The organism is Kocuria aegyptia (genome assembly GCF_039530085.1).
Lineage (GTDB): Bacteria > Actinomycetota > Actinomycetes > Actinomycetales > Micrococcaceae > Kocuria > Kocuria aegyptia.
Map to the genome: position 1 here is coordinate 232277 of NZ_BAAAOA010000010.1, position 6185 is coordinate 238461.

General features: G+C 72.9%; 7 protein-coding genes. 2 read left to right on the forward strand and 5 right to left on the reverse strand.

The genetic code is table 11. The features are described 5' to 3' along the window. Window positions 1-80: 80 nt before the first annotated feature. From ABD220_RS04910 to ABD220_RS04925, 4 genes are read right to left on the reverse strand one after another with little or no spacing between them, the layout of a single operon-like run. Window positions 81-827: a TlyA family RNA methyltransferase gene (locus tag ABD220_RS04910; protein WP_344120314.1), complete on the reverse strand. Its 747-nt coding sequence runs from the start codon at window positions 825-827 to the stop codon at window positions 81-83. After that, window positions 824-1078, reverse strand: a complete 255-nt coding sequence (locus tag ABD220_RS04915) for a hypothetical protein (RefSeq protein ID WP_344120316.1) — start codon at window positions 1076-1078, stop codon at window positions 824-826. The genes ABD220_RS04910 and ABD220_RS04915 overlap by 4 nt, the downstream gene beginning before the upstream one ends. Then, window positions 1075-2082, reverse strand: coding sequence for an HAD-IIA family hydrolase (locus ABD220_RS04920; RefSeq protein WP_344120318.1), 1008 nt, complete (start codon window positions 2080-2082; stop codon window positions 1075-1077). The genes ABD220_RS04915 and ABD220_RS04920 overlap by 4 nt, the downstream gene beginning before the upstream one ends. Beyond that, a complete protein-coding gene (locus tag ABD220_RS04925; RefSeq protein ID WP_344120320.1) occupies window positions 2075-3016 on the reverse strand; it encodes a hypothetical protein in 942 nt (313 codons plus the stop codon). The genes ABD220_RS04920 and ABD220_RS04925 overlap by 8 nt, the downstream gene beginning before the upstream one ends. A 6-nt stretch (window positions 3017-3022) precedes the next feature. Between ABD220_RS04925 and ABD220_RS04930 the strand changes: the two genes are divergently transcribed. Continuing rightward, window positions 3023-4084: a hypothetical protein gene (locus ABD220_RS04930; RefSeq protein ID WP_344120321.1), complete on the forward strand. Its 1062-nt coding sequence runs from the start codon at window positions 3023-3025 to the stop codon at window positions 4082-4084. Between the two features lie 104 nt (window positions 4085-4188). After that, entirely contained in the window at window positions 4189-5427 is a 1239-nt protein-coding gene (locus ABD220_RS04935; RefSeq protein WP_344120322.1) for a dicarboxylate/amino acid:cation symporter, read from the forward strand. Window positions 5428-5517: 90 nt separating this feature from the next. Here the strand turns inward: ABD220_RS04935 and ABD220_RS04940 are convergent, their stop codons facing one another. Continuing rightward, window positions 5518-6000 carry a GyrI-like domain-containing protein gene (locus ABD220_RS04940; protein WP_344120323.1) on the reverse strand — a complete coding sequence of 161 codons (483 nt, stop codon included), beginning with the start codon at window positions 5998-6000 and terminating at the stop codon, window positions 5518-5520. Between the last annotated feature and the right edge of the window lie 185 nt (window positions 6001-6185).

Consider the following 6185-nt stretch of genomic DNA (forward strand, 5'->3'; position numbering starts at 1 on the left):
CAGGACCGGGACCGGCCCGTGGCGCACGCCGTGCCCGCGGACCGGGCACCGCTCACCACCCTACGCGAGGGCGAGGACACTCAGGACGGCGGATCCCGGCGGCACCATAGGAAGAACTCGTGGTTGCCGTCCTGCCCCGGCAGCGGGCTGCGCTGCCGGCCCCGTACCGCGAGCCCGTGGGTCCGGGCCGCGCCGGCCACCGCATCGACGGCCCGGGCACGCTCCTGCTCGCTCGTGACGACCCCGGTGCGCGCGAGGCGGTCGGCGCCGACCTCGAACTGCGGTTTGACCATGAGCACGAGGTCTCCGCCGGGCACCGTGGCCGCCGCGAGCGGTTCCAGGACCAGGGTCAGCGAGATGAAGGACAGGTCGCAGACCGTCAGCTCCGCCGGGCCGCCGATGTCCTTGGGGCGCATCCAGCGCACGTTCATGCCCTCGAACACCCGGACGCGGGGGTCCGCCCGGAGCGAGGGGTCCAGCTGCTCGTGGCCCACGTCGACGGCGACCACCTCCCGGGCGCCCTGGCGCAGCAGCACGTCGGTGAACCCGCCCGTCGAGGCGCCGGCGTCGAGGCACCGCCGGCCCGCCACGTCGATCTCCGGGAAGGCGGCGAGCGCCCCGGCCAGCTTGTGCCCGGCCCGGCTGACGTAGTCCGGGACGTCCACGGGCCGGACCTCCAGCACGTCGCCGGGGCCGACCCGGACGGAGGGCTTGGTGGCGGGCCGGCCGTTCACGAGCACCCGTCCCTCGCCGATCCACCGGGCGGCGACCGTGCGGGACCGGGCCAGGGCCCGGGCGGTGAGCTCCTGGTCGAGACGGGAGCTCACCGCGGTCCCGCCTCGTCCTGCCCGGTCCGGGGGCGCGGCACGAGACCAGCGGGAACGGCGCCGGGCTCCGCGTCGAGCTCGGCGACGAGAGCCGCGTGCAGCTCCTCGTAGCGGCCCGGGTGCTCCGCGACGGGCAGCCCCTCCAGCTCGCCGGCACGATCCAGCACGGCGTCCACCCGGGCGTGACCGGTGCGGCGCAGGGCAGCGCCGTCGTGACCGGCTGCGCGCGGTGGCTCCGCGTCCCGGCTCACTCCCCCGCCTCCCACTCGGGGTCGGCGGGGACCACGGGGGCGTCGGCGTCGGGATGCGCCGCCCACCAGGCCGCGCACGCGGCCCGCCAGGCGTCGAGGTCGTCCCGGGCGCCCCGGATCCGCAACCGGGTGCCATCGGTCTCGGCGTCCGCCGCCCCGCAGTGCGCGGTGTGTTTGCCCGCCGAGCAGGAGAGCTCGATGTCGGAGTAGGGCTCGAAGAGTTCCTGCAGTGTGCCGATGATGTGGTCCGGGCGCTCCTCGGGGCACGCCGCGAGGATCGTGTGCACGGTGTCCACCCCGGTGAGGACCGCGATCGTGGCGAAGCCCGCGGCGTTGCCGCCTCGGATGTCGGTGTCCAGCCGGTCCCCCAGCACCACGGGACGGGTGCTGCCCGCCCGCTCCGCGGCGGTGCGGAAGATGGGCGCCTCGGGCTTGCCGGCGACGACCGGCGGTCGCGCCGTCGTGGCCCGCACGGCGGCCACCAGGGTGCCGTTGCCGGGAGCCAGGCCGCGGGCCTGCGGGATGGTGCGGTCGGTGTTGGTCGCGACCCACAGCACGTCCGGGTCGGCCAGCGTGTACGCGGCCTCGGCCAGCTCGGCCCAGCCCAGACCGGGGTCGAAGCCCTGGATCACGGCGCGGGGCTCGTCGGACTGGGCTCGGACCGGGACGAGGCCGGCGTCCGCGACGACGTCGGCCAGGGCCTGGGAACCGGTGACGAGCACCGCGGTGCCCGCCGGGACGCGCTGCGCCAGGAGCTCGGCTCCCGCCTGCGCGGCGCTCACGACGCCCTCGGGGTCCGTGGGCACGCCCAGCTCCGTCAGATGCTCGGCGACCGTCGCGACGGAGCGGGAGGCGTTGTTGGTCACGAACACCACCGGCACGCCGTCCGCGGAGATCCGGCGGAGGGCCTCCGGCGCCCCGGGGATCGCGTGCGGGCCCGCGTAGACGACGCCGTCCAGATCGCTCAGGACGGCGTCGAACCGGTCGAGCAGCCGCTCAGCCACGCTGCGGGCCGCCGTTCTCGCCGTCGTCCACGTCCTCGCCGTCGAGGTCTGCGAGTTCCGCGTCGTCGTCAGGGTCGAGATCGTTCTCGGAGCCGCCCTCGAAGTCGTCGTCGGGGTCCAGGTCATCCTCCTGGTCGTCCGCCTCGTCGTCCGGCTCCTCCTCGGCACCGTCGTTGAGCACGTCATCGGCCTCGTCGTCCACACTCCCGTCGAGGTCACCGCCGGGCGCAGCGGTGGCGCTCACGGCCGGGTCCGTCCCGACGGCCGCTCCGACCGGGTCCGGGTCCGGTGCCCCCGCCCGGTCCTGGTCGGTCTCCTGGTCCGACTCCGCGGCATCGGCGAGGACGACGCCGTTCGCCGGCTCCTGCTCGGCCTCCTCCTCGTCGTCGAAGTCGACGATCTCCGGCTCCGCGAACTGCCCCGTCCCGAGGGCGGCCTCGGCCACCACGGCCTGCCGGTCCCACGTCAGTGCCTCGTGGTCCTTCCCGATGCCTCGCAGGGCCTCGGCGTAGGCGCGGAACAGCCGGGGGCTGTAGGGGAACCCCCGGTTCTTGTCGAGCTGCGGAATGGTCAGGGCGTCCACCGCCCCCTGGGGGTCCCCCTGGTCCCGTCGCATGCCGGCCAGGACGATGGCCAGTTCCACCTTCTCGCTGGGCTCGAGCGACTGCACGGCCTCCGACGTCGCGAGCTCCACGGCCTTGTCCAGGCGCCCGAGAGCCCGCTCGCAGTCGACCATCAGGGGGAGGTGCACCTCGGCGCCGGTCATCCGGCGGAACGTGCGCAGCTCCTTGAGCGCCAGCGCGTAGTCGCCGGCCTCGTACGCCGCGATACCGGTCGCCTCGCGCACCGCGGCGATGCGACCGCCGCGCCGTCCGGCCGCCTGCGCGTGCTCGAGCGCGAGCTCGGGGATGTCGAGCAGGTAGCGGCCTGCCATGACCAGGTGCTTAGCGACGGCCTCGGCATTGCGCGGCTCGAGCGCTCCCAGCTGGGCACGGGTCGGTTTGTCGAGTTCGCGACCTGTGATGTCCTCGTCGACCTCGGGCGCACGGTGGCGGTGGGTCGAGACGTCGTCCCGGTCGTCGCGCCGGCCCCGGTAGCTCTCGTTGCGGTCCGCGGATCCAGCACGGTGGTCGCCTCGGGGGGCGTACCCACCACGCCGCTCACCCTGGCGGTCGTCGCGGCGGTCACCGCGCGGGCCGTACCCGCCACGGCCCTCCGCCTGGCGGTCATCACGACGGCCGCGGTAGCCCTCGCCCTCACGACGCGGCCCCCGCTCACCCGCCCGATCATCACGACGATCACCCCGAGGGGCGTACCCCCCACGGCCCTCAGCCTGGCGGTCATCACGACGATCACCGCGCGGGCCGTACCCGCCACGGCCCTCCGCCTGGCGGTCATCACGACGGCCGCGGTAGCCCTCGCCCTCACGACGCGGCCCCCGCTCACCCGCCCGATCATCACGACGATCACCGCGCGGGCCGTACCCGCCACGGCCCTCAGCCTGGCGGTCATCACGACGATCACCCCGAGGGGCGTACCCGCCACGGCCCTCAGCCTGGCGGTCATCACGACGATCACCCCGAGGGGCGTACCCACCACGACCCTCAGCCTGGCGGTCATCACGACGGCCGCGGTAGCCCTCGCCCTCACGACGCGGCCCCCGCTCACCCGCCCGATCATCACGACGATCACCCCGAGGGGCGTACCCACCACGGCGATCGTCCTGCCGGTCGTTGCGGGGCCTGTCGACGGCGCCTCGTCCCTCGGAGCCGCGTCCGCGCGCCTCGCCGTCGCGAGTGGGGCCGCGCCGACCGTCGTCGAACCGGCGCCGGTCCGGAGCACCGGACCGGTCGCCCTCGCGCCCGGCTCCTCCGCCGGACCGGCGATCGCCGGAACTCCCGTTCCGGCGCTCGTCCCGGGACCCGTGCTGGAAAGACTCGGACACGTACCGCTCCTCTGTGCCGACGCGGTGCCGGTCGGCTCTCGTGGATGTCGGCGGTGACCGGAGAACGGTCCGCCACGTTGATCGTTCCCATTGTATAAGCAGGCCCGGAGGCCCTCTGTCCCGATTGGTCCCCGGCTGCGGCCTCGGCGGATGATGGGCCCATGACCATAAAACCCCTCATGTCCCACCTGCTGGCGCGCGTGCTGCTCGGCATCGTCCTGGGCATCGTCTGCGGATTCTTCTTCCCCGAACCGCTCGCCCGGGTCTTCCTGACGTTCAACGGCATCTTCAGTGCGTTCCTGGGCTTTCTCATCCCGTTGCTGATCGTCGGTCTCGTCACCCCCGCCATCGGAGACCTCGGCCGAGGGGCCGGCAAGTGGTTGGGCGTGACGGCCGCCATCGCGTACGCCTCCACTGTTGTCTCCGGACTGCTGGCTTTCGTCGTCGCGCGCGCCGGATACCCGTGGCTGCTGGGCGGGGAGCGCGACGTCGACGCCCTGGCCAACCCCGAGGAGACCGCCCTCTCCGGGTTCTTCACGCTCGAGATGGAACCCGTGTTCGGCGTCATGACAGCACTGCTCCTGTCCTTCTGCCTGGGCGTGGGCATCACCCTCATTCCCGGTGAGACCCTGCACCGGAGCATGGACGACCTGCGGCGGATCATCATGCGCATCGTGGAACTGGTCATCATTCCTCTGCTGCCGCTCTACATCTTCGGGATGTTCCTGGGCCTCACCATGAACGGCCAGATCCTGCTGGTCGTCTCGACCTTCTCGAAGGTGGTGCTCGTCGCCCTGGCGCTGTCCGTCGTGCTGCTCATCACCCAGTACGTGGCCGCCGGGATCTGCGTGGGCCGCAACCCGGCGGTCCTGCTGAAGAACATGCTCCCGGCGTATGCCACCGCGCTGGGCACGTCGTCCTCCGCCGCGACCATCCCGGTGACCCTGAGGTGCGCGGAGGTCAACGGCGTCCGTCCGTCCGTGGCAGGCTTCGTCGTCCCGTTGAGCGCGACGATCCACCTGGCGGGTTCCACCCTCAAGATCGTGCTGTTCTCGACCGCCGTCATGACCATCACCGGCACCCCCATCGACGACCTGGCCTATGTGGGCTTCATCCTCATGCTCGGGATCACGATGGTCGCCGCCCCGGGTGTCCCCGGCGGTGCGATCATGGCCGCCGTCGGCCTGCTCCAGGGCATGCTCGGTTTCGACGAGACCGCGGTGGCACTCATGATCGCCACCTACATCGCCATCGATTCCTTCGGCACAGCGACGAACGTGACCGGGGACGGCGCCATCGCCGTGGTCGTGGACAGGCTGATCGGCCCGCGTGCCGTGGAGGAGCCCGTACGCAGCACCCCGGAAGAGCCGGCCCTCCCGGACGCCCGGCCCGCTCGGTAGCTCTGCGGGCGACGTCTCCGCGGGACGAGGAAGGCCCCGACCGTGCGGTCGGGGCCTTCCTCGTCGTGGGGTGTCCGCCCCCGTGGGACCTCAGGGACGGAGCGCCCAGTGGAGCTCGGTGACCATGTCGACAGGGTCGTCCCCCGGCTTCGGCTCGGTCACGTACACCTCCCACATACGGTCGCCGAGGGAGAGCTCCTGGCGGTCCGCCCACTCCGCCAGATGCTGCCAGGAGCGTCCCAGATCGTCGTAGTCACCACGGTGCACGGACGTCACCACACGGCAGGCCGGCAGTCGTCCGGCCACCACGGGGCCGTGAGCATCCACCCGCCCTCGCACCGGGAAGCCCACCTCGAGGTGCACCGTCTCCGCCGGCACACCGTGGTACACGGCCAGGGGCGGCCCCGACGGCTCGAACGCACCGTCGGCCATGGCCTGTGCCAGATCGCCGAACGCACGGTCGAAGAACTCCCGTAGCCCGGTCATGGCCACCGTCCCCGTCACCACCGCCGTCGGCTGCTCGTCCTGCTCGGTGACTGTCGGGGTCTCGGAACCGTGGTTGCTCGCGTCCATGCCTGCATTGTCCGCCGAGGACCGGAGTCGTGCTTCTGTTACGGGGCCGGCGAACACGGTGGGAGGCTCGTGGTCCTGGGCGTGCAAGGCCCCCGGCCGTGATCGGTCCGGGGGGTCGATGGGGGTGGGTGGTGAATGCGGGGAGCCCCCGCACCGGTGTGGTGCGGGGGCTCGACCCTTCTGGT

Bases quoted from the DNA above. Each gene is read 5' to 3' on its own strand.
- ABD220_RS04925 (WP_344120320.1), bottom strand. From the start codon at position 3,016: ATGGCAGGCCGCTACCTGCTCGACATCCCCGAGCTCGCGCTCGAGCAC.
- ABD220_RS04935 (WP_344120322.1), top strand. From the start codon at position 4,189: ATGACCATAAAACCCCTCATGTCCCACCTGCTGGCGCGCGTGCTGCTC.
- ABD220_RS04940 (WP_344120323.1), bottom strand. From the start codon at position 6,000: ATGGACGCGAGCAACCACGGTTCCGAGACCCCGACAGTCACCGAGCAG.